The following is a 22,462-nucleotide window of genomic DNA, read 5'->3' on the forward strand; positions in this document are numbered from 1 at the left end:
TGCTAAAGGTATATAATTAACTTTGAAATAATATTTTATTTGTAGTTAAATAGTTTATAGGTAACATATAAATATTAATTAACACGCAATTCTTTATTCAGAATAGAAAGAGGTATTAACATGAAATCAAGTCTAAAAACACTGGCTTTAATAGCTGCAGTAGCTGCTTCTCTCTCTGCCTGTGCTGATATGACCCCGGCTCAGCGTAATACTGCTGCTGGTGTAGTGGTAGGAGGTGTAGCCGGTAATCTGTTAGGTAAAGATACCGGTGCTACTTTAGGCGGTGCTGCGCTGGGTGGCGTTATCGGCAGCCAGATTCAATAATCAAATTAGTTAACGAAAAAAGCCTGCTGTTATCAGCGGGCTTTTTTATGGCTATCAACCGAATTATTCAGATTCCGGCTGTTCAATTTTGCTGATACGTACCCGTTCCAGACGGTGCCCGTCTTTGTTCAATACTTCAAAACGGTAACCGGCATAATCAATGGTATCTCCGACATCTGGAATATCTTGCATTTCTTCCATAATTAATCCGGCTACAGTATGATACTCAGCATCTTCCGGTAAGGTAGGCAAATGCAGGTGCTGAGCCAGAATGGCATATTCAAGACTGCCGTCTACAGTAACGCTATGATCGGCATTTTGCTGGATACTGGGTGCATCGGCACGTTCATACTCTTCCGGAAAATCACCGGCAATGGTTTCCATTAAATCTTTCATGCTGACCAGTCCGAGTACAGCGCCAAATTCATCAACTACCAGTGCAATATCAGCACTTCGCGAACGAAACAACTCCATAGCATCTAGTACGGTGCTGCTGTCCGGTAAGACCAGTGGTTGCCGTAATGCAGCCTGAATATTTAATTGCTCTCCGCTTAATAACTGGTTAAGTAAATCTTTTTTATTTACAAATCCCAGTGGCTCATCAATTCCGGCTTTTCCTACTACTACCAGTCGTGAAAATGGTGTGCTTTGTAATTGTTGGCACTGCTGCTCACGTGGCTGAGATAAATCCAGACGTTCAATATCACTGCGCGGTGTCATGACACCCATTATCGGACGTTCGGCCAAAGTAAGCACGCTGCGAATCATGGATTTTTCATTTTCTTCAAAATGTTCGTCATCATCAGTTTGCGTACCATTTTTAGCCAGCTCTTTTTCACGCAGTCCCATCATACCCAGCACGCTGTCAGCGGTACGGTAACGCCAAGAGCGACCAATCATATCGTTACGACGGGTATTCCGGGTAGAAATCTGATTAAATATCTCGATCAGAATAGAGAAAGCAATAGCGGCATACAGATAACCCTTAGGTATTTCAAAGTGTAAACCTTCAGCAATCAGGCTGAACCCTATCATGAGTAAAAAGCCCAGACACAGCATTACTACTGTAGGATGGCGATTTACAAACTCTGTTAATGGTCCGCTTGCCCAAATCATCATTGCCATAGCAATAATCACGGCCAGCATTGCCACTGTAATGTGTTGCACCATGGCGACAGCGGTAATGACTGAATCAAGTGAAAATACCGCGTCAAGCACGACAATTTGTAATACCACACTCCAGAAACTGGCATAAACGGAGACATTGGTAATTGACGCCATAGCAGTATGCCCTTCCAGCCGTTCATGCAACTCAGTTGTTGCCTTATAGAGCAGGAAGAGTCCGCCGCCAAACATAATCAGATCTTTAACTGAAATGGCAAAACCGCTGATATGTACAAAGGGCTTGGTCAGGGTAATGATAAAAGACATCAGTGCCAGCATCAGAATGCGTATCAGTACTGCCAGAGACAAACCAGCTATACGGGCATGGTCACGCTTTTTCGGACTGGCTTTATTCGCCAGTATGGCTACAAATACAAGATTATCGATACCCAGAACGATTTCAAGAATTATCAGGGTAATCAGCCCTACCCATGTGGCCGGTTCTCCTAACCAGCTAAAATCCATTTTCTTTTCCTATGCGTTAAATACAAACAGGCAGCCTGCTACATGAGCAAGGCTGCCTTAAATCAGAGAAAAAACACGTCTACGCACGATACAACTGCTCGAGACCTCGTCTTCCATCTGAAAGTTTCCTTAAAATAATCTTAAATGCAGTTTAGCAGCATAAAACAAAAAATCAAGTACCCCGCCTGAAAGCAAGCATTTACATAAACAGCTGAATCCGGACTGGGCTCAAAATATGGTATGCTATCACCTTACTATTTTTTTAATTACTCATGAATCTGTTTCGTCACGCCCGTTTTTATACTACCGTTAATCATCTGAAAGACCTGCCCGCAACCAGTGCAGAAATTGCTTTTGTCGGTCGCAGCAATGCGGGTAAATCAAGCGCAATCAATACACTGACTAATCATACTCGTCTGGCTTATGTATCCAAAACTCCAGGCCGTACCCAGCACATTAATTTTTTTGAACTGATTAATGGCGGGTTTATGGTGGATTTACCCGGTTATGGTTACGCTCAGGTACCTGAGGCAATCCGCAGACACTGGGTGACACTGCTGGGCGATTACCTACAAACACGCAAGCAACTGATCGGACTGATTCTGATTATGGATGCCCGCCACCCGCTTAAAGAGCTGGATAAACAGATGCTTGATTTTTTTGCGGTAACTCGGCGTCCTGTCCATATTCTGCTCTCTAAAGCAGATAAATTATCAAAAAACGATCAAATTAAAACCTTGTCCAGTGTTAAAAAAGCACTTCAACCTTACATTGCCCGCCAGCAAGTTACGGTACAACTGTTCTCCAGCCTGAAAAAGCAAGGTATAGATGAGGTCAATCAAATTGCCACTGATTGGTTTACCCGGCAAACTAACCTGATAACAGACGCGGAAAAACCAGACCAGAGAACCACAGATTAATATTTATCTGTTGTACTATACATCTGCCAGGCTAGAACCATATCGATATTGAAATTTAAATAGTAGCGGTTTACATACAACTACAACGTATTCTTCGGCGAGAACCTGCCAGCCGGATAAGAGCATAAATAACTTTATCGGCTGGCTACAGGCAACTGATTTTTATTTTTCTGGCGGTTCCTGTTTCTGCTCGGCGTAAATTTAGGCAGTAAAAAATGCATACTTAAACCCTTGGGTTGTTGATTATCTGCATAAATTTTGCCATGGTGACGATCAATGATGTGTTTGGTTAACGCCAATCCTAAACCTGTACCCGGTTTATTAGCACTGCTGTCTGCACGATAAAAAGCAGTAAAAATATGCGGTAACTGATTTTCTGCTACACCAGGACCATTGTCACTGATATCAACCTGCCATTGCTGTTTACCACCCTCATGCAGATAAACCTTAATTTCACTGCCATCAGGGCTGTAATTAATGGCATTACGCACAACATTATCAAAAGCCCGATATAAATAGCTTTCATTGGCTTTTACCATAGCAGTTTCAGGAATCTCACACTGCCATGATAAAGTCTGCTGATGCTGCATAGCTATGGCCTGATTGTCTTCTACGATTTGTTTGATTAGTGGCACCAAAGACAGGGGCTCCAGCGTAATAGGCAAATCAGAAGTTTCCAGCCGTGACAAGGTAAGCAGTTCACCTACCAGTAAATCCATACGTCCCAGTTCACTTTCCAGACGCTGCAAGTGTTGTTCCTGTTTTTGTGGTTGTACGTGAATCAAACCAATAATCGCTTGCATGCGTGCCAGAGGAGAGCGCATTTCATGTGATACATGGTGCAGCAGGTGACGCTCTTTTTCCACAAGCTTCTGCAGTTTATCTGCCATATTGTCAAACTGCACAGCCAGAGAATACAGTTCATCACGTCGTTCTGATAGCTGATGAGAAACACGGGTCTGCAAATTCCCGTGAGCCAGACGATCCATCCCGCGCCACAATACGCGGATTGGCTGAGTAATATTATTAGCCAGTATATAGGCTGTTAATAAACCTACTATAATAATAAAGCTGAGAATGATAAATTCGTGCCAGACTGGTGCAATGGGTAAACCGGGAATAAAAAACGGGCTCGGCGGACGAGGAGTACGTTCATGATTCCAGCCGCGAATCATGAAGAGATATTCTTCACCCAGTGAATTATAGGCAATCTGTACGAGTTTTGAGTGCGGATGTGACAAAGCGAACTCATGTGCTTTATCAATATCCTCAGGATCAATAGGGCGCCCTAGTATGTCATTTTTATTGTCACCGGTAATAACATACAGGTTTTCACCACCCGGACTATTCCCCCATTCAACCAGTTGTTCACGTATACCGGCATCACCACGTGCCTGAAACGCATTCATGGTGCTGCTCAGCAGATTTTCTTCAAAATTGCGCTGTTGTTTAAACCGTGTTTCGGCTAAAGTGTTTTGTACCAGCCAGAATGAAGAACTGGCCACAAAAATGGCACAAACAATTACAGCACAAAAAGTAGCAAAGATACGGGGGAACAGTTTCATAAATCAGAACAGGCTGTTTATCAACAGCCTGTATCCACTGGTTCAGTTTTTTACAAACAGATAACCCAGACCACGCACAGTCTGAATCAGACTGGCATTGCCCAGCTTATGACGGATACTGGATATATGAACGTCGATACTGCGATCAAATTTAGCCAGCTTCCGGTCTAGTGCCTCCAGAGACAGTGTTTCTTTGCTAACTACCTGTCCGGCATGACGCATCAGAACTTCCAGCAGATTGAATTCGGTACTGGTCAGCTCCAGTGGTTCTTCTTCAATAGTAACCTGACGTTTAGCCGGATAAAGTACTACACCACTGGCTGAAATACTGTTCGGAATGCCATTCTGGTCATTGTCATGACTTTGATGTGTACGGCGGAGGATAGCATTGATACGAGCCAGCAATTCACGCGGCTGACAAGGTTTCGGCACATAGTCATCCGCACCCATTTCCAAACCGATAATGCGATCAATATCATCGCCTTTGGCGGTTAGCATAATAATCGGAATCTTGCTTTGAACCCGTACCGTTTTCAATACATCCAGACCGTTCATTTTCGGCATCATGGAATCCAGAACCACTACATCATACTGACCGGTTAAAATTTCTTTAACACCGGCTTCACCATCAGCAACGCGGCTGACTTCCAGACCTTCTGCTGTCAGATATTCAGTGAGCAGTTCAGTCAACAAATTATCATCATCAATTAATAATACGCGATTCATATCATCCTCCTAAATGGAAGTGCGTTGTCTGTATTGACTACAGACGAATTTACTATATTTACACTTTGTATCTTAACATGTAGGTTGAGATTATCTTTACAATAACAAGGCTTTTGCTCATTTTTTCATTAAAAAGCACTATGTTAAATATTTGTCTGAACTCTATAAACAATTCACTTTCTGCATGCTTTGCTGCTGATATTTCAGGCAATCTTGTTGCAATTGTGGTATTACTGCCACGGCCTTAGGCTGCTGTTTAAATCTGCTTATAAAACCAGGAACAAGTACAGGATAATAATGACTTACATGGCTGAACCACTCTTTAGCCTCATTATTCTGATGTGCTTGCTCTAAGTAAAATCCGCGCATGAAAGTGTTGCTATACGGGCGATACCGTCCGGCAAGCAATGCAGCCTGTTTACCCCATAAAGGTAAAAAAGAATCAGTAACATTCAACTTTTCGATAATTGCCATGTCTACATAATAACGAAGAAAGTACATTTGATTACGCAAATCATGCATACGGCTTACTTGTTCAGCCTGGGGCAGATTACGTTCAGCACGCACTTTTAAAAAACGCTGATAGTTCATCATTTGCCACAGAAGCAGAACCATCGAAATCAATACCACTATGGCGCAAAACTGATTTACACGGCCGGACGCCGGACGGCAAAACCGTTTCAAGTCTTCCTGTGATACAGGCGTTAATGCCACAAACAAAACAAACACAGCAAGAAAATAGCTGTACCACAGCGGATATTCCAGCATGCTGTGGCATAAAGACACCAGAATCATACTGATCAGCACAATTGATGCCGGATTAAATCCTTTACGTAAATGAGGCCAGATAACCCATAAAAAGCAGGCACTGACAATTAGCAGTCCGACTATGCCTGTTTCAGCCAGTAATTGTAGTACCAGATTATGACAATGAGTAAACAGCACAGTATTTTCATACTGACGAAAACCATTCGGATAAACATCTGCAATAGCAAAGCCCTGATATGAATAACTGCCCCAGCCATAACCAAACCACGGAGCGCTTTGAAATATCAGCCAGGCCTTATGCCACTCCATTTGTCTGCCTGACCGGGCAAATCCACCCTGTTCCAGCCGTGCTGTTCCGGATTGAAAATTGATATGCAGCAACATGTCAAATAATGGGCTTAATATCAGCTGAAACAGCAATACCAGACCTATGGCAATACCCAGCATCAGCAACAGGCGATTCGCTGCAGAGCCGGCACGCCAGCGCCAGAAAAATAGTGACAGTCCTATTACCAGCACATAGACAACAATCGTCCGTGAACCGATCAGTCCCATAATGCCGGTAAACCAGATTAATAAAACCCATACCAGCCAGTTAGGCAGACGTCGCTGTTCCCATAAAAAGCACAGTGCCAGCACGCCCCACATCAGATAATGCCCGAGATGATTGCGCTGTGCCAGCTGACCATAGATGTAATGATTACCCGGACCGCGCAATATTCCCGGTATCCGGCCTGCAATATCAGCAAACTGCATTACACATACGATTGACTGCAGTAATACACCCAGCACAAGAGCCATCGCCAGAATAGTGACAGCCTGAGTCTGGCCTATGCGAATCACCCATGCCCGTGCAGCCCATGCGAGCAAAGCCATTACTACAAATACCAGAGCAGTCAGATCAGACTGGCTGATATAAGTAAGATGCATAACTCTTGCCTGTAGCATCAGCAAAAAAGCGAGCAATAGCAGACTGATACAGGCAGGAGGAAATGAAAACTGAGTTTTGCGTGTCAGTACCGTTAATCCAGTCAGACAAAGAGCAAAAAATAACGTCCCGGCTTCCAGATAAAAGCTTGACAGCGTACCTACCCGCCAACTCGACATAAATGGCACAATGCATAAAGTCAGCATCCCCAGCCACCATATCAGTGTGGACAGACGGCAAATACTCGGACACGAATCAATTTGTGACTGATTCATACAACTCTCCAACGAATAACATCATTAGCCGGCTTATATTATTTATTAAACAGGCTGCCTGAAAATTCTCAGGCAGCCTGTTATTTCAGTAAAAAAGCAAAAGTGACAAAACTATTCTCTTCCCGAGTGGACTGTTAAAGCAGTCTTTTTGTTACTACTACCCCAACAGCGACACACCAGAATTCCTACTTCATAAAGAAGAATCAGCGGTATAGCAAGTAATGTTTGCGACAGCACATCCGGTGGAGTCACTACGGCAGCTACAACAAAAGCACCTACCACCACATAGGCACGGGCTTTTTTCAATTGCTGAACAGACACTACTCCGATTCTGTTTAACAGAATCACCAGTACAGGCACTTCAAATGTTACTCCGAATGCTACAAACATACCTAGAATAAAAGACAAATATTTATCTATATCAGTTGCCATACTGACACCAACAGGAATAACACCGGTAAGAAAACGGAAAATAACCGGAAAAACCAGATAGTAGGCAAATGCCATACCTAAAGCAAATAATAAAACACTGGCAATCAGTAATGGCAGTATCAGACGTTTCTCATGTCTGTACAAACCCGGTGCCACAAAAGCCCAGATTTGATACAGAGTATGCGGAAGTGTCAGAAGAAATGCCGCCATCAGTGTTACCTTTAATGGCACAAAAAACGGGGCAATCACTTCTGTGGCAATCATATGCTGACCAGCCGGAAGATTCGCCATTAATGGTTCAGCTACAAAAGTATAAATTTTTTGCGCAAAAGGCACCAAAACTGCAAAGCACAGCAGCAGAATTCCCAGAATCCACATCAAGCGGCGACGCAATTCCAGCAAATGATCAATCAGCGTCAATTCAGTATTTTCTTCAACCTGCTTCACAATCGGTTATCCATCAATGTCGGCGTACCCGCAGTTTAGGAGTAATGCTGTGCCGCGGTCGCATATCCCGCCGGCGTTGCAAAGCCTGCCGGCGTAACGACACGCGATGCAGCAATGGCGCTTCTCTTACCGGCAAATGAAAATCTTGTGACGACCCAGAGAACTCAGGCGTACTGTCTGTTTCAGCCTGCTGTTCATCTTTAGAGAGCTGACGTTTAAGTGCATCTACTTCCCCGCGGATACTATGCACATTGGCATTGATATCATGCTCAAAAGAACGGGCTGCGGCTTCAATGCTGTCACGCGCCTGCCTGAATTCTGCCACACCGGCCTGCTGGCTTAGTTCGGTTTTAACATTATTAATGAAATTCTGAATGCGCCCGACCCAGAGACCGGCACTGCGTGCTACCTTGGGTAGTCGCTCCGGTCCGAGTACAACCAGAGCCACAGCAGCAATCAGTAAAATTTCACCAAACCCCAAACCAAACATAAATGCTTTCTACACTTTGCTGTCGTCTTTATTATGTTCGATTACATCATCATTTTTTGTACTTTCCCGGTCACTTTCGTTCAGTCCCTGCTTAAAATCGTGTACAGCTCCGCCCAGATCTTTACCAAGATTACGTAATTTTTTGGTGCCAAAAACCAGTACAACAATCAGTAATACCAAAGCCCAATGCCAAATTGAAAAACTGCCCATGATGTTATCCTTTACTTCAACTGCCTAAAAAAACATGCGCCTGCTGTTTACTCACAGCTGCGCATATTTAAAATTCCATTGTAATTACTGTGGCTGGCGACTGGCTTTTTCAGTCAGACCAGACACATTTTGCCGCTGCTGCAATTCCTGCAATACATCTTCAACCCGAATCTGATGATAAGTTAATAACACCATCGTATGAAACCAGACATCAGCAACTTCTTTAACTAAATGCTGTTTATCTCCGTCTTTGGATGCCATTAATACTTCACCGGCTTCCTCAATAACTTTTTTCAGGATTTTATCTTCACCGGCATATAATAATTGTGAAACATAAGAAGTTTGCGGTGAAGCCTCACGTCTGCTGTCCAGCACATCAGCCAGTTCAGTTAATACTCTGGAAAAATCTGCTTTTTCCGGTACTTGTGTCATCCTGCTTCCTCTTTAATCAGTATGTGTGTGTCCATTGGCAGGACGAGTATATATTTCATTTTCATTTTTAATAACCGGATCAGTGCTCTGCCAGTCACCATCATGATAAACACGATAAAAACAGCTGGCATGTCCGGTATGACAGGCAATACCTCCGGACTGCTCAACCAGCAGCACCAGTGCATCACCGTCGCAATCCAGCCGCATTTCATATACCTTTTGCGTATGCCCGGACTGTTCGCCTTTCATCCATTGCTGCTGGCGTGACCGGCTGTAATAATGAGCCAGACCAGTACTTACTGTCTGACGCAAAGCTTCGGCATTCATCCATGCCACCATAAGAACGCGCTGAGTATGTCTGTCCTGCACCACCGCGCAAATCAGACCTTTATCATCCCACTTTATCGCATCCAGAAGCGTATCAAACACTGCAATTGTCCTTATTTTCAGGTAAACATACAACCACTATCGGCAGCTAGATTAGATACGCATCTCAATACCGGCCTGTTTCATGGCTATCTTGGCATCCTGAATACGTACTTCACCAAAGTGAAAAATACTGGCAGCCAGTACAGCATCAGCATGACCTTCCTGAACACCTTCTATCAAATGTTCAATATTGCCCACACCTCCTGATGCAACAACAGGGACCGACACAGCATCACTTACAGCCCGGGTTAACGGTAAATTAAACCCTGCACGGGTACCATCACGATCCATACTGGTCAGCAAAATTTCACCGGCTCCGCGTAAGGCCATATCCTGTGCCCAGGCTACTGCATCGAGTCCGGTATGCCGGCGTCCGCCATGAGTAAAAACCTCCCAGCAGGTATTCTCAGCATTGACTGCTTTAGCATCTACCGCCACAACAATTGCCTGATTACCGAAAAATGCACTGGCTTCACTAACCAGTTCAGGATTGGTCACTGCTGCGGTATTAATTGATACCTTATCAGCACCGGCATTAAGTAAGCGGCGCACGTCTTCAACACTGCGTACGCCGCCCCCTACTGTCAGCGGAATAAACACTCGGCTGGCTACCGCTTCAATAACATGTAAAATCGTATCACGATTATCCGAACTGGCAGTAATATCCAGAAAAGTCAGCTCGTCAGCACCTTCATCATTATAACGCTGTGCTACCTCAACCGGACTACCGGCATCACGCAAAGAAACAAAATTAATTCCCTTAACTACTCGCCCGTTATCAACATCCAGACAGGGAATAATACGTTTGGCTAAAGCCATAATAATGCCATCTTTCTCTGCTACTGAGCAGCAATCATTTACCTAGCCACTGCGCAACCAGAGCAAAAATATGATTCTGATAAAAATAGTAAACAATACCCACAACTAATGTATAAATCACGGCACTGGTAGTACTTACAGCAATAATATCAAAGAGCCATATGACAATGAATACAAATACCCATTGTGCTATCCATCCTACTAACCAGACATTGTTAACTTCCGGCCATGCATGTTCTATGATGCTGCTGAATACCATCATCGCCATCGTAAATATACTGGCCTGAAAAAAAGTCTGTCTCGGGCGGTTCATTGTAAACAATAGCCATAAAACTATTACTACCGCACCTAAGATGCTAACCATAAACGTCCTCCCTGATTACCTGTACAGTTACAGTCCAAAAATCATATTGGCTATCGGTATTAATCGAGTCCTATATGATTATTATTAATTTATACAAAATCAGATTATCAGAAAATATTCTGATACAAGCACTGTCAGCAAAATTTATTACTTATACTGATCAGCCATCCGCTGTGCTGCGGCCAGATCAAGTGAACCTTCATAAATCGCGCGTCCAACAATAGCTCCGACAACTCCTTGCCCGGCTACGGCACATAAAGATTCCACATCTTTCATACTGCTCACCCCGCCGGATGCAATAACCGGCACAGAAGCTGCCTGTGCCAGCTTGACTGTGGCGTCAATATTCACACCACTCATCATTCCGTCACGACCAATATCAGTGTAAATAATACTGTTAACACCATCATCCGCAAACTGTCTGGCTAGCTCAGTAACATGGATATCTGTCACTTTTGCCCAGCCATCAATGGCAACCATGCCATCTCTAGCATCCAGCCCCACAATAATTTGTCCGGGGAAAGCTGCACATGCCTGACGCACAAATTCGGGATTATTCACAGCTGCTGTACCAATAATGACAAAACTCAGTCCTAGCTGCAGATATTGTTCAATTGTATGCAAATCACGAATGCCACCGCCAAGCTGTACAGGCACATTATCCGCTACCTGTTCAAGTATCGCTTTGATGGCGGTCATATTTTCTGGTTTTCCAGCAAAAGCACCATCCAGATCAACCAAATGCAAACGACGCGCACCCTGCTGACACCAGTGCACAGCCATCTGTGCAGGCTCATCAGAAAATACAGTGGCTTTTTCCATCAGCCCCTGTTGAAGACGTACACACTGTCCGCCTTTTAAATCAATTGCCGGAATCAATAACATATTAAATTCAAATATACTGACGAGTTAAACACCGGTACCTTTACTTCAATTAAAACGTACCATCCCACCGCAAAAAATTACCCAGCAGCTGCAAACCGGCCGCATGGCTTTTTTCTGTATGAAACTGCGTAGCAAAAACATTATCTCTGCCTGCTATACAGGCAAAATTACCGGCATAATCAGCCGTACCCAGAATAATTGAAGGATCCTCTGGTCGCAGATAATAACTATGAACAAAATAAAACCATTCATCCTGAGCCACACCGGCAAATAAAGGATGCTCTTGCATCTGATGTACACGATTCCAGCCCATATGCGGTATTTTCAGTGGTCTGCCATCAGTACTTAATGCAGCCTGAAAACGCGGTACCGTACCCTGAAACCAGCCTAATCCGGCCGTATTACCCTCTTCGCTACATTCAAACAGCAATTGCGCGCCAACACAGATACCAAAAAACGGTTTGCGCCGCAATCCGTCTTCCAGCGCATCAGCCAATCCGCTCCGCTGCAAAGCAGCCATACAATCCGGCATAGCCCCCTGACCGGGAAAAATAATTTTATCAGCCTGATATACCTCATCCGGTTCGGCTGTCAGAATAACTTCCGCCTGCATCTGCTGTAACTGGTTTGCTGCCTGTACAGATTTCAGCACTGAATGCAGATTTCCCATACCATAATTGACAATGGCTACTTTCATCTTCATATCTTTATAAAATCAACTGAACATACCTGCAGCAAAAGTTTATCCGGAGTCCGGTTATCACTAACGGGCTGCCTGCAAAGAAACAGCTTGTTATCATACATGAACACCGGATAGCTGAAAATCTGAAACTGGCAGATTATGATACGTAGCCATAATCTTGCTAAAAAAACACATATTTATCAGCAATTATGCTGATTATTTCCATATTATCCATCAGAATTTTATTATCCGGTGACTGATTTCATTTATTTTTATCCGTTAAATTCAATGACAGCTAACCGTAAAAAAATAATCCTAAAGATATAAATAACCGGCATATTCATCAGCAATTTGTTGTACAAGCCGATAGAAACTGTAATCAATCACTTCAAATACAATATAACGTATATAAGACAGCCATCAGTAATTGTGATTTGCAAAATAAATTATTGCAGATGGTTTCATAATTACTCGTACAGACCGACATAAATAAATTTATCCGCCAATGTATACACACCAGCGGATTAGAATCTATACAAAACCATTATGCAGTCAGCGTACCTTTCGTCGACGGCATCACCCCTGCCATTCGCTCATCCTGAGTAACAGCCATTCGCAAAGCACGACCGAAGGCTTTAAAAATCGTTTCTGCCTGATGATGAGCATTCAAACCACGCAAATTATCAATGTGCAAAGTCATCATGGCATGATTCACTAAACCATGAAAAAATTCACTGAACAAATCCACATCAAACCGGCCGATTAACGCCCGGGTAAACTCTACGTTATACACCAGACCGGGGCGACCGGATAAATCCAGCACCACCCTGCTCAAAGACTCGTCCAGCGGCACATAACTGTGACCATAACGCGTAATACCGCATTTATCACCCAGTGCCTGTTTTAACGCCTGTCCCAGCGCAATGCCAATATCTTCAACAGTATGATGATCATCAATATGCAGATCTCCGCGACAACGGATATCCAGATCAATCAACCCATGGCGGGCTATCTGATCAAGCATATGCTCCAGAAAAGGCACTCCGGTATCAAAATTTCCTACACCGGTGCCATCAAGATTAATACTTATTTGTATTTTTGTTTCACTGGTATTACGCGTAATTGTCGCAGTTCGCATGCAATGTTCCATTTCAGAATTATTTATATATGCAGTAGTATAAATTGCCTGCAGCATTTCTCCACCACACCTACAATCTATATCAACTCAATTCTGCCGGCAAGGTCAGCCGGTGTTTTCTTTAAGCAAACACAAAAAACACTTTTATCGGATAAAATATTATCAAATCATCCTCTCTTGCTTTCGATCAGCCTGACTACATATTAAAATCAATATTTATCTTTTTATTTATTGTAATTATGAGTCAAACCAGCCATTATCAGTTACATCAGATAGACAATATTTCTCTGCAACGCCTGTGCGGCGTATTAGACCAGCACATTATCAGCCTGGGCAAAGCTCTGGATCTTGAAATTACCCGTCGTTTTGACCATTTTACCTTAAGCGGAGAACATATCAGTCAAGGAGTGAAAGCATTGGAGAATCTGGCCAGCATAGCGCGTGAGCGCGATATCAGCGATAGTGACATCCATTTAGCTGCGGTAGAAGCCAAAACCACCACCCAGGAAAACTCAGACCACCATGAACCTAAAGTCTGGACACTGCGCACCCGCCGCGGCAACATCAGCGGGCGCACCCCGCGTCAGAACGGTTATATACAGGCATTATTAAAACATGATGTCGTATTTGGTCTGGGCCCTGCCGGTACCGGTAAAACCTATCTTGCTGTCGCCGCCGCAGTAGATGCCATTGAAAAACATCAGGTAGAACGTATCGTACTGGTTCGTCCAGCTGTAGAGGCCGGAGAAAAACTCGGATTTCTGCCGGGCGATCTGGCACAAAAAGTCGATCCGTATCTGCGTCCCCTGTATGATGCCCTTTATGACCTGATGGGCTTCGACCGTGTGACCAAACTACTGGAAAAAGGGCTGATTGAAATCGCACCTTTAGCCTATATGCGCGGACGCACACTTAACGGGGCTTATATTATTCTGGACGAAGCCCAGAATACCACACCGGAACAAATGAAAATGTTCCTGACCCGTATCGGCTTCGGAGCCAAAGCAGTGATTACCGGTGACATCAGCCAGATCGACTTACCTAAAAATATCAAAAGCGGTCTGAAAGATGCGCGTGAAAAACTCAGCAACATTGAGGGGATTTATTTTCACGTGTTCACCAGCGAAGACGTAGTACGCCATCCGTTAGTACAGAAAATTGTCGACGCTTATGATGAAGCAGCTGAAAAAGAACAGTAATCTTTTAATTAACGATTAAATAAAGCACGCTGATAACGCAATAAAATAATTTGATTACCGGCAGAAGCTGCATATTCCGCACAGACAGGAAAATGATATTTTACCGCCTGCTGCCAACAGCATAACTGTCAAACAACCCGGACATATCCATTTTCCGGCATGTTAAACTACATCCGGTAACTAAATTCCAACCGACATAAATATGATGAAAACTATTCTGATCACAGGCTGTTCCAGTGGTATCGGGTATGCAACTGCTCAGCTTCTGCGACAAGACAACTGGCACGTTTATACAAGCTGCCGTCGGGCAGAAGATGTAGAGCGCTTACGTTCAGAAGGTTTTCACAGTCTGCAACTGGATATTACCAATGATGAACAGATACAGGCAGCTATCGAAACCGTAATAGCCGAATTCGGCCACCTTGATGCTTTATTTTGCAATGCCGGTTATGGACAGACAGGCGCAGCCGAGGATCTTTGCCGGGCAGCCTTACAGGAACAGTTTAATACCAACGTATTCGGCACATGGCAATGCATCAACGCAGCAATGAAAATTTTCCGGCGTCAGCAGCATGGCCGTATTCTGGTAAATTCCAGCATACTGGGCTATGCAGCCATGCCTTGGCGCAGTGCTTATACCAGCAGTAAATTTGCACTGGAAGGACTTTGTGATACATTGCGTCATGAAACTCATGCCAGTGGTATTTATATCAGCCTGCTTGAGCCCGGACCAATCACCAGTCGCTTTCGTCCCAATGCACTGATTAAATTCAAACAATATATAGATGTTGAAAACAGCGTGCATCGTGCCGCCTATCAGGCACAGCTCAACCGCCTGCAGGCAGCCGGTTCTGTCGCACCATTTACACTGACTGCCGAACAATGCGCCCAGGTCTGCGCCCGTGCACTCAATGCCAGCAAACCTAAAGCACGTTACCCGGTTACCGTACCGGCACACCTCTTCTGGTATCTGAAAAAATTCCTGCCCATCAGCTGTCTGGACTGGCTATGTCGCACTGCCGTCAGAAAACAGGGAAAATCAAACTGACCCCTGCCACAGCCATTTGTCCCAACCAGCCCGCAAAAATCTTATAACAATGACAGAATTATTCAGTACACCCTCATTATCCCGCAAAGGTAATAACACCAGAATCGCCCTTATTCACAGCGGCGTAGCAGCCATGACCACACACGGCTACATCAGTGCCAATATTGAAAGCATACTGAAACAGGTAGGCGTACCCAAAGGTTCTTTTTATCACTATTTCAAGAGTAAAGAAGAGTTTGGCATAACCATACTCCAATACTACGACCACTTTTTTACTGAAAAACTGGAACAACATTTATTAAACCAGAATATCTCTTCCGCACTGGCCAGAATTAATGCATTCTGCACAGATGCCAAAACCAGTATGGCCAAATATCATTTCAACAGAGGTTGTCTGGTGGGTGAACTAATGCAGAATGAATCTCTTCTGCCACAAAATTATCCTGCTTTACTCAATAACATCCTGCACAACTGGCAGGAAAAAATAGCCTGCTGTTTGCAGCTGGCGCAACAGCAGCAAGAAATCAGTTCACAAACAGACTGCACAAAACTGGCTTACTTCTTCTGGCTTGGCTGGGAAGGTGCAGTCAGCCGTGCCAAACTGCTCAAAAATGCAACGCCGCTGGATATCTTTACCGAACAGTTTTTTAATCTGATAAAAAACCATTAATCAGCTTCCAATATCTGTTACCAGTCATAATCAATAACACTCTATTTAACTGAAATTTAATCAAAATCCCTTATATACTCAGATAGATTCGGCAATAATTGCTTACAACTAGACAACCGGTCTATAATAAAAACAGACCATTCGTCTAGTTAACTGCAACAGGAATATCATCATGCTATCCAAAGCCATACTCTTAGAAAAAAATCAGACTGAATTTTCCTGCAATATCCAAAATATTAGTGAAGACACCCTGTTGCAACAACCAGGTGATACCCTGATTGAGGTGCAGTATTCAAGTTTGAATTATAAAGATGCCCTGGCTATTACCAACAGCGGACCTGTAGTACGGCAGTGGCCGATGATTCCCGGTATAGATGGTGTTGGAACCGTTATTAGCACCAACAGTAAGGATTTCAAAACCGGGGATAAAGTGATTTTAAATGGCTGGGGCTGTGGAGAAACCCACTGGGGCTGCATGAGCCAGCGTGCTTTTCTCAATGCAGACTGGCTTATCCCCCTACCCGCAGGCATAACTGCCCGACAGTCCATGATTATCGGAACCGCCGGATATACAGCAATCTTGTGTGTACAACGTATACTCGAACACGGCATTACTCCCGAACAGGGTAATATTCTGGTTACCGGAGCCACCGGCGGTGTCGGATCAGTGGCAATTATGTTACTCACTCAGCTGGGCTATACCATTACCGCAGCTACCAGCAAAATCAACGATACAGATTATCTGCAGCAACTAGGTGTGCAGCATATTATCGACAGCAAAACCTTGTCTGATACAGGCAAACCATTACAAAAGGAACAATGGTCGGCAGCCATTGACGTGCTTGGTTCTCATAGCCTGGCTAATATCTGCGCACAAATCCGGTATGGTGGCATTGTTACCGCCTGTGGGCTGGCACAGGGTATGGATTTTCCGGCCACAGTTGCGCCATTTATTTTGCGAGGTATCACTCTGGCAGGTATTGATAGCGTCATGGCATCACGGGCAAAACGTATTGCAGCCTGGGATTTTCTTGCCAGACATCTGGACATTCAGCAATTAGAAAATATCGCGCATACCATATCGCTGAATCAGTGTCGCGACATTGCAGAAGATATCATTAGTGGTAAAATCCGAGGACGATTTATTGTCGATGTAAACCATTAAACCGATAATAGTAAACCTAATCTGCTACCGGATATGACTTGCAGCTAACAAATATCCGGCATAATCTTTTATTATATTGTTAACAAGCAACATGCTAACTTAAAGCAATACTAAAATAACCGTAGTCAATTTCAACCATACATAATCATCCTGTATCAATGAATCCGCTAACCGTCTATCTTGCATCAGGCAGCCCGCGCCGGCATGAAATCCTCATTAATCTTGGCTACCATGTATTGCGGCTAAATGCAGAGATCGATGAAACCCCCTATCCAGATGAAAACGCCACAGATTATGTTCAGCGCATGGCAAGCATGAAAAACCGTGCAGCACTCAATGCCTGGCAGCAAAGCAAACAACAGCCACCAGAGTTTCCCCTTATCAGTGCCGATACCACCGTCAGCCTGAATAACCTGATTCTCGGCAAACCGGAAAATATCAACGACGCAACTCGTATGCTTAAACTGCTGTCAGGACAACAACATCATGTCCATACAGCAGTCTGCATCTATTGGCAAAATCAAACCTTTCAGACCCTGCAAACCAGTACAGTCAGTTTTGCCGCCTTAAATGATGAACAGATTGCCGCTTATATTGCTACCGGTGAGCCATTGGATAAAGCCGGAGCTTACGGTATCCAAGGGCTGGGCGGAATGCTGGTCGAGCATATCAGCGGCAGCTTCACCGGCATCATGGGTTTGCCTGTATACGAAACTACTCAGCTGCTTACCCAATGTGGCTGTACACCACTTACCCGATCATAATAAGCAGAATTAAATCAGCGTCCGTACAACTATCATGAAAATTTCTCTTCCACTATTCACTCTCACACTCATCTGCCTGACAGCCTGTTCACATAATGAGAGCACACACAGCGTCAGTGAAGCCGCAGCTATCACCGCTTCGGATATCCAAAGTACTCACCTGGAAACCACCACTACCCTGGACCGGATTGCGGATGAAATAAACTCAGCCAGTAACGCTTCAGGCTCAAACAGCCATCCGACCCGTCCTGCCTCCCTGCCTGCACAACATCAGTAAACCTATTGTCTGCCATCACAATTTATCTGCATTCGATAACATCAATACAAACCAATTCAAAACTATAAAATAAGTTAGCTTTGATTAGCATGGGTAATATCCGACAGCATAACAGATAAAAAACAAACCATTACCAACCATCCGCAGCAGGCATAATTGACGCAGAAAAATCAAAAATCTACCATTCTTGATTAAATAACTTAATCAAGATGAGCACAATTGTGGTTGATACAGCAGCAAAACACAATCAGCATGGCGGCGTAAGAGCCGGCGCCGGACGCAAAGCCAGAATTGCCGGACCCAAAATAGTCAAACGCATTCCCGTCAGCCTGATACCGGCAGTAGAACACCTGATGAATCAGCTGGCCGTTACCCCGCTGCGACCGGCACAAAATCTGCCTGCCGACTGCTGGAAAATAGCCGACAACCTCACGCGGCTCAACATTCCCTTAGCCACCGAAACCATTCCCGCCGGCTTTCCCAGCCCGGCAGAACCCTATATCAGCGATTATCTGGACTTCAACCAGTACCTGATAAAAAATCAGGCTGCCACCATTGCCGTACGCTGCGGTGGTGATTCTATGCAGGATGCCGGCATCAGCCGCAACGATTTGCTTATCATTGACCGCTCCATCACACCCAAACACCGTGATATCGTCATGGCCGATTTAGGTAATGAATTTACCATCAAACGACTGCACAAACTGGATAACAGCCGCATCGAACTACACTCCGAAAACAGCAGCCAGTCTTATCCCAATTTCAGCTTAAAAGAAGGCGACACCCTTGCCATCGTCGGCGTCGTAACCTACGTTATCAAACATATCCGCTAACCCAGAAACCATGTTTTCAGATCAGCAACTTGCCTTTGTCGATATCGAAACTACCGGCGGACGCACCACCAGCGACCGTATTACCGAAATCGCGGTTATTTACACAGAAGCCGGACAGCAGCAGCCACAAACTTTTCATACCCTGCTTAATCCTGATACCAGCATTCCGCCTTTTATTCAGTCTCTTACCGGCATCAGCAATAAAATGGTAGAAAAAGCACCTTATTTCGATAATGAAATTGCCGACCGGCTGGCAGCCATCTTCAAAGAGCGAATCTTTATAGCGCACAATGTGCGTTTTGATTACGGCTTCATCAAAGCCGCTTTTAAACGTCTGGGCAGAACATTCAACCCGCAGCAACTATGCACCGTTAAACTGTCACGTCTGCTTTATCCCGAACACAAACATCACGGACTGGACAAAATTATTGCCCGCCACAACCTCGACATGCAAAACCGTCACCGGGCATTTGCCGATGCCCGGGCTATCTACGACTTCTGGCAGCAGCTCAGACACAACTTTCCCGCAGACATCCTGCATCAGGCCTGTAAAACCATCATGCAGCGCCCCAGCCTGCCCGCTCACCTGCACAGCGATGTTCTGGACAACATCAGCGACGATTACGGCGTGTACCTTATTTATGGTGACAACGACATTCCTTTGTATATTGGCAAAAGCAAACAAGTTAAAACCCGCCTGATGAGCCATTTCAGTCAGGATGTACACAACAGCAAAGAAATGAGCCTGTCACAGCAAGCCAGAAAAATCGACATTATCCCCTGTAGCGGCGAACTGGATGCCTTGCTCACCGAATCAGCCCAGATTAAGCAGCGCCAGCCCATCCTCAACCGCCGCCTGCGCCGTCAGAAAGACCTGTTCAGCTTCCAGCTGAATACCAATACTAACGGATACAACACCCTGAGCATTGTACCCATGCGCCACGTTCAGCTTAACCGCGAACAGCACTATTACGGCCTGTTTCACAGCAAAAGCGATGCACAGAAAAGCATTAAAAACATCATCAGCAACACCGATCTGTGTCTGCAAACTCTGGGGATCGAAAAAGGCAGCAATAACCGCCCCTGCTTCCGCCATCAGCTGCATCAGTGCAGTGGTGCCTGCATCAACAAAATTACCGCCAACATGCACAACCTCAAACTTGCACTGGCCTTACAGAAACTTAAACTGGCTGCATGGCCGTTTAGTGGTTACGCCTATATAAAAGAACAGCACAAATACCACATCTTTCACCACTGGATTTATCTAGGTAGTGCCGGTAATACCGACGAACTGCAAACCCTGCTCAATCAGCCGCGAGGACAGCTTGATCGCGACATCTATCAAATCATCCGTCAGCATAAACATCTGCTGCAAGCCTTGAATCCTGCCCATGTTTGCCCTGATTGACGGTAATAACTTCTATTGCTCCTGTGAAAGAGTCTATCGCCCCGAACTCAGGCAGCAACCCGTTATCGTACTGAGCAATAACGACGGCTGCGTCATTTCCCGCTCCAATGAAGCCAAAGACATGGGCATCAGAATGGGCGTACCTTACTTTCAGATTCAGCACCTCGTGCGGCAAGGCAAACTAATCGTTTTCTCGTCCAACTACGAACTGTATGCCGACCTGTCGCGACGCATGATGAGCACCATTGCCTCACTGGTACCGGCCATTGAAATCTACTCAATCGACGAATGCTTTGCCAGCCTGCACGGTCTGAACAACCTGCATCAGCTCGGCCACAATATCCGCTCCCGTATCCAGCAATGGGTTGGCATCCCCACCTGCGTTGGCATTGCCCCTACCCGTACACTAGCTAAGTTTTGTAACCATCTGGCCAAACGCCACCGCCATCATTTCAATGGCGTTGTTGTCTGGACAGACTGGAATCAGAATATCAGACAACGAGCTCTTGCCAGCGAACCGGTTACCGAAATCTGGGGTATCGGCCGCAGAACCGGCCACAAACTCGCCGCCCAAGGCATTCACACCGCTCTGGATTTCATCAATGCCCATACCCCAACCTTAAGAAAACAATTTGGTGTTGTACTCGAACGTACCCAGCGGGAAATGCAGGGAATTCCCTGTAGCGAACTCATCACAGAAGAAGCCGGTCGTCAGAATATTGTCCGTAGCCGCAGCTTCGGCAACATGGTCACCAATCTTGACGGTTTACAGGCGGCCATCAGCCATCATATTACCGCCGGAGCAGCCAAACTGCGCGAACAAAACAGTCAGGCACATATCATTGGTGTATTTATCTACACCAACCGCTTTCGCCACGACCTGCCACAATACAACGGCTACCGAATTACCAAACTGCCTCAGGCCAGTAACGACACACTCACCCTCAACCACATTGCCCGGCACCTGTTAAACAGCATCTACCGTTCCGGCTACGAATATAAAAAATGTGGAATTGAACTGAGTGGCATCGAACCAGTGCACACCTTCCGGCAGTTAGATTTACTCTGCCACAGCCAGCACAATCACCGCCCTGAACTAATGAGAGCATGGGACAACATCACCAGCCGCTACGGCCGCGGCAGCATCCTGCTTGGCAGCGAGCTGCAATCTGGCGACTGGCTTATGACCCGAACTCAGCTAAGCAACTGCATCACAACCAGAATTAAAGAAATATTAACTATCTGAATACTTTACACAGACTATCCATAACCAAGATCGTTTTTTAAATGAGATTCATCCAAAAATCAAAGAACATTCAGTTAAGAGCGGAGTATTCTCAAAAAAAGTTAATAATATCTATATTCAATACAAATTGAAGCCTGTTTCCCAAGCTAATAAAAGTTTAATTTATACTAAAGATTACTATATCGAGTAAAAAAACATTAAAATTTTATCTGGACGAATACGTAGATTATTACAATAATAATAATCTAACTGATTAAGGAAAAATACATCAAGTAACAGCATCTGCACAAACATTACTTGGTGACAATTCAGGCTAGATACCACCCAACTGAAATCATCATCAGAGTGGGTTATTATAAAATCTGGTCTTGACTGCTATAAAAATTGAG

The 22,462-nt window shown here is 44.7% G+C and carries 24 protein-coding genes and 1 pseudogene; 11 read left to right on the forward strand and 14 right to left on the reverse strand.

Annotation, left to right across the window (positions count from 1 at the left end):
- Positions 1-120: 120 nt before the first annotated feature.
- Positions 121-324, forward strand: a complete 204-nt coding sequence (locus GYX91_RS08270; RefSeq protein WP_025331276.1) for a glycine zipper 2TM domain-containing protein — start codon at positions 121-123, stop codon at positions 322-324.
- A gap of 63 nt (positions 325-387) precedes the next feature.
- Here GYX91_RS08270 and GYX91_RS08275 read toward each other — a convergent pair whose 3' ends face one another.
- Positions 388-1,953: a TerC family protein gene (locus GYX91_RS08275; protein WP_025331277.1), complete on the reverse strand. Its 1,566-nt coding sequence runs from the start codon at positions 1,951-1,953 to the stop codon at positions 388-390.
- 272 nt (positions 1,954-2,225) lie between these two features.
- Between GYX91_RS08275 and yihA the strand changes: the two genes are divergently transcribed.
- Positions 2,226-2,873 (forward strand): ribosome biogenesis GTP-binding protein YihA/YsxC, encoded by a 648-nt coding sequence (yihA, locus tag GYX91_RS08280; protein ID WP_174830563.1) that lies wholly within the window; start codon positions 2,226-2,228, stop codon positions 2,871-2,873.
- A gap of 134 nt (positions 2,874-3,007) precedes the next feature.
- Here yihA and GYX91_RS08285 read toward each other — a convergent pair whose 3' ends face one another.
- The 13 genes and pseudogenes from GYX91_RS08285 to hisB all read right to left on the reverse strand — a co-directional run.
- On the reverse strand, positions 3,008-4,438 hold the full coding sequence (locus tag GYX91_RS08285; RefSeq protein WP_174830564.1) for a cell wall metabolism sensor histidine kinase WalK: 1,431 nt from the start codon (positions 4,436-4,438) through the stop codon (positions 3,008-3,010).
- A gap of 42 nt (positions 4,439-4,480) precedes the next feature.
- Positions 4,481-5,164 carry a response regulator transcription factor gene (locus GYX91_RS08290; RefSeq protein ID WP_084552100.1) on the reverse strand — a complete coding sequence of 228 codons (684 nt, stop codon included), beginning with the start codon at positions 5,162-5,164 and terminating at the stop codon, positions 4,481-4,483.
- Positions 5,165-5,326: 162 nt separating this feature from the next.
- Entirely contained in the window at positions 5,327-7,135 is a 1,809-nt protein-coding gene (locus GYX91_RS08295; RefSeq protein WP_084552101.1) for a PglL family O-oligosaccharyltransferase, read from the reverse strand.
- Positions 7,136-7,246: 111 nt separating this feature from the next.
- Positions 7,247-8,014: a twin-arginine translocase subunit TatC gene (gene tatC, locus GYX91_RS08300; protein ID WP_025331282.1), complete on the reverse strand. Its 768-nt coding sequence runs from the start codon at positions 8,012-8,014 to the stop codon at positions 7,247-7,249.
- Positions 8,015-8,027: 13 nt separating this feature from the next.
- Positions 8,028-8,504 carry a Sec-independent protein translocase protein TatB gene (gene tatB, locus GYX91_RS08305; RefSeq protein ID WP_174830565.1) on the reverse strand — a complete coding sequence of 159 codons (477 nt, stop codon included), beginning with the start codon at positions 8,502-8,504 and terminating at the stop codon, positions 8,028-8,030.
- A gap of 9 nt (positions 8,505-8,513) precedes the next feature.
- Positions 8,514-8,714: a Sec-independent protein translocase subunit TatA gene (tatA, locus tag GYX91_RS08310; protein WP_025331284.1), complete on the reverse strand. Its 201-nt coding sequence runs from the start codon at positions 8,712-8,714 to the stop codon at positions 8,514-8,516.
- A gap of 84 nt (positions 8,715-8,798) precedes the next feature.
- A complete protein-coding gene (locus tag GYX91_RS08315; RefSeq protein ID WP_174830566.1) occupies positions 8,799-9,146 on the reverse strand; it encodes a phosphoribosyl-ATP diphosphatase in 348 nt (115 codons plus the stop codon).
- A 12-nt stretch (positions 9,147-9,158) separates the two neighbouring features.
- Positions 9,159-9,575 (reverse strand): phosphoribosyl-AMP cyclohydrolase, encoded by a 417-nt coding sequence (gene hisI, locus GYX91_RS08320; protein ID WP_174830567.1) that lies wholly within the window; start codon positions 9,573-9,575, stop codon positions 9,159-9,161.
- 51 nt (positions 9,576-9,626) lie between these two features.
- On the reverse strand, positions 9,627-10,394 hold the full coding sequence (gene hisF / locus GYX91_RS08325) for an imidazole glycerol phosphate synthase subunit HisF (protein ID WP_025331287.1): 768 nt from the start codon (positions 10,392-10,394) through the stop codon (positions 9,627-9,629).
- A gap of 34 nt (positions 10,395-10,428) precedes the next feature.
- Positions 10,429-10,758: a hypothetical protein gene (locus GYX91_RS08330; RefSeq protein WP_025331288.1), complete on the reverse strand. Its 330-nt coding sequence runs from the start codon at positions 10,756-10,758 to the stop codon at positions 10,429-10,431.
- 147 nt (positions 10,759-10,905) lie between these two features.
- Complete coding sequence (gene hisA, locus GYX91_RS08335) at positions 10,906-11,643, reverse strand: 1-(5-phosphoribosyl)-5-[(5-phosphoribosylamino)methylideneamino]imidazole-4-carboxamide isomerase (protein WP_078475721.1); 738 nt, start codon at positions 11,641-11,643, stop codon at positions 10,906-10,908.
- 49 nt (positions 11,644-11,692) lie between these two features.
- Complete coding sequence (hisH, locus tag GYX91_RS08340) at positions 11,693-12,340, reverse strand: imidazole glycerol phosphate synthase subunit HisH (protein WP_078475722.1); 648 nt, start codon at positions 12,338-12,340, stop codon at positions 11,693-11,695.
- A gap of 529 nt (positions 12,341-12,869) precedes the next feature.
- Positions 12,870-13,460, reverse strand: a pseudogene (hisB, locus tag GYX91_RS08345) (imidazoleglycerol-phosphate dehydratase HisB); the annotation flags it as partial.
- 242 nt (positions 13,461-13,702) lie between these two features.
- Here hisB and GYX91_RS08350 point away from each other — a divergent pair.
- The 9 genes from GYX91_RS08350 to GYX91_RS08390 all read left to right on the forward strand — a co-directional run bounded on the left by GYX91_RS08350 (position 13,703) and on the right by GYX91_RS08390 (position 22,073).
- The gene (locus tag GYX91_RS08350) at positions 13,703-14,662 is read left to right on the forward strand and encodes a PhoH family protein (protein ID WP_084547661.1); all 960 of its coding nucleotides are present in this window, start codon (positions 13,703-13,705) and stop codon (positions 14,660-14,662) included.
- Positions 14,663-14,867: 205 nt separating this feature from the next.
- On the forward strand, positions 14,868-15,710 hold the full coding sequence (locus GYX91_RS08355) for an SDR family NAD(P)-dependent oxidoreductase (protein WP_025331293.1): 843 nt from the start codon (positions 14,868-14,870) through the stop codon (positions 15,708-15,710).
- 49 nt (positions 15,711-15,759) lie between these two features.
- A complete protein-coding gene (locus tag GYX91_RS08360) occupies positions 15,760-16,380 on the forward strand; it encodes a TetR/AcrR family transcriptional regulator (protein ID WP_174830568.1) in 621 nt (206 codons plus the stop codon).
- Positions 16,381-16,552: 172 nt separating this feature from the next.
- Positions 16,553-17,545 (forward strand): MDR family oxidoreductase, encoded by a 993-nt coding sequence (locus GYX91_RS08365; RefSeq protein WP_174830569.1) that lies wholly within the window; start codon positions 16,553-16,555, stop codon positions 17,543-17,545.
- A 158-nt stretch (positions 17,546-17,703) separates the two neighbouring features.
- Positions 17,704-18,309, forward strand: a complete 606-nt coding sequence (locus tag GYX91_RS08370; RefSeq protein ID WP_084547664.1) for a nucleoside triphosphate pyrophosphatase — start codon at positions 17,704-17,706, stop codon at positions 18,307-18,309.
- 34 nt (positions 18,310-18,343) lie between these two features.
- Positions 18,344-18,586 carry a hypothetical protein gene (locus tag GYX91_RS08375; protein ID WP_174830570.1) on the forward strand — a complete coding sequence of 81 codons (243 nt, stop codon included), beginning with the start codon at positions 18,344-18,346 and terminating at the stop codon, positions 18,584-18,586.
- 209 nt (positions 18,587-18,795) lie between these two features.
- Positions 18,796-19,419 (forward strand): LexA family transcriptional regulator, encoded by a 624-nt coding sequence (locus GYX91_RS08380; protein WP_174830571.1) that lies wholly within the window; start codon positions 18,796-18,798, stop codon positions 19,417-19,419.
- A 10-nt stretch (positions 19,420-19,429) separates the two neighbouring features.
- On the forward strand, positions 19,430-20,827 hold the full coding sequence (locus GYX91_RS08385) for a 3'-5' exonuclease family protein (RefSeq protein ID WP_174830572.1): 1,398 nt from the start codon (positions 19,430-19,432) through the stop codon (positions 20,825-20,827).
- Positions 20,811-22,073 carry a Y-family DNA polymerase gene (locus GYX91_RS08390; RefSeq protein ID WP_174830573.1) on the forward strand — a complete coding sequence of 421 codons (1,263 nt, stop codon included), beginning with the start codon at positions 20,811-20,813 and terminating at the stop codon, positions 22,071-22,073. Before GYX91_RS08385 ends, GYX91_RS08390 begins: the two co-directional genes overlap by 17 nt.
- Positions 22,074-22,462: the final 389 nt, after the last annotated feature.

It is taken from the genome of Snodgrassella sp. ESL0304 (assembly GCF_013344995.1).
In the GTDB taxonomy this organism is placed as follows: domain Bacteria; phylum Pseudomonadota; class Gammaproteobacteria; order Burkholderiales; family Neisseriaceae; genus Snodgrassella; species Snodgrassella alvi.

Excerpts from the sequence above, each read along its gene's own strand:
- GYX91_RS08270 (WP_025331276.1), top strand. The coding sequence starts at position 121 with ATGAAATCAAGTCTAAAAACACTGGCTTTAATAGCTGCAGTAGCTGCT.
- GYX91_RS08275 (WP_025331277.1), bottom strand. The coding sequence starts at position 1,953 with ATGGATTTTAGCTGGTTAGGAGAACCGGCCACATGGGTAGGGCTGATT.
- yihA (WP_174830563.1), top strand. The coding sequence starts at position 2,226 with ATGAATCTGTTTCGTCACGCCCGTTTTTATACTACCGTTAATCATCTG.
- GYX91_RS08285 (WP_174830564.1), bottom strand. The coding sequence starts at position 4,438 with ATGAAACTGTTCCCCCGTATCTTTGCTACTTTTTGTGCTGTAATTGTT.
- GYX91_RS08290 (WP_084552100.1), bottom strand. The coding sequence starts at position 5,164 with ATGAATCGCGTATTATTAATTGATGATGATAATTTGTTGACTGAACTG.
- GYX91_RS08295 (WP_084552101.1), bottom strand. The coding sequence starts at position 7,135 with ATGAATCAGTCACAAATTGATTCGTGTCCGAGTATTTGCCGTCTGTCC.
- tatB (WP_174830565.1), bottom strand. The coding sequence starts at position 8,504 with ATGTTTGGTTTGGGGTTTGGTGAAATTTTACTGATTGCTGCTGTGGCT.
- tatA (WP_025331284.1), bottom strand. The coding sequence starts at position 8,714 with ATGGGCAGTTTTTCAATTTGGCATTGGGCTTTGGTATTACTGATTGTT.
- GYX91_RS08315 (WP_174830566.1), bottom strand. The coding sequence starts at position 9,146 with ATGACACAAGTACCGGAAAAAGCAGATTTTTCCAGAGTATTAACTGAA.
- hisF (WP_025331287.1), bottom strand. The coding sequence starts at position 10,394 with ATGGCTTTAGCCAAACGTATTATTCCCTGTCTGGATGTTGATAACGGG.
- GYX91_RS08330 (WP_025331288.1), bottom strand. The coding sequence starts at position 10,758 with ATGGTTAGCATCTTAGGTGCGGTAGTAATAGTTTTATGGCTATTGTTT.
- hisA (WP_078475721.1), bottom strand. The coding sequence starts at position 11,643 with ATGTTATTGATTCCGGCAATTGATTTAAAAGGCGGACAGTGTGTACGT.
- hisH (WP_078475722.1), bottom strand. The coding sequence starts at position 12,340 with ATGAAAGTAGCCATTGTCAATTATGGTATGGGAAATCTGCATTCAGTG.
- GYX91_RS08350 (WP_084547661.1), top strand. The coding sequence starts at position 13,703 with ATGAGTCAAACCAGCCATTATCAGTTACATCAGATAGACAATATTTCT.
- GYX91_RS08355 (WP_025331293.1), top strand. The coding sequence starts at position 14,868 with ATGAAAACTATTCTGATCACAGGCTGTTCCAGTGGTATCGGGTATGCA.
- GYX91_RS08360 (WP_174830568.1), top strand. The coding sequence starts at position 15,760 with ATGACAGAATTATTCAGTACACCCTCATTATCCCGCAAAGGTAATAAC.
- GYX91_RS08365 (WP_174830569.1), top strand. The coding sequence starts at position 16,553 with ATGCTATCCAAAGCCATACTCTTAGAAAAAAATCAGACTGAATTTTCC.
- GYX91_RS08370 (WP_084547664.1), top strand. The coding sequence starts at position 17,704 with ATGAATCCGCTAACCGTCTATCTTGCATCAGGCAGCCCGCGCCGGCAT.
- GYX91_RS08375 (WP_174830570.1), top strand. The coding sequence starts at position 18,344 with ATGAAAATTTCTCTTCCACTATTCACTCTCACACTCATCTGCCTGACA.
- GYX91_RS08380 (WP_174830571.1), top strand. The coding sequence starts at position 18,796 with ATGAGCACAATTGTGGTTGATACAGCAGCAAAACACAATCAGCATGGC.
- GYX91_RS08385 (WP_174830572.1), top strand. The coding sequence starts at position 19,430 with ATGTTTTCAGATCAGCAACTTGCCTTTGTCGATATCGAAACTACCGGC.
- GYX91_RS08390 (WP_174830573.1), top strand. The coding sequence starts at position 20,811 with ATGTTTGCCCTGATTGACGGTAATAACTTCTATTGCTCCTGTGAAAGA.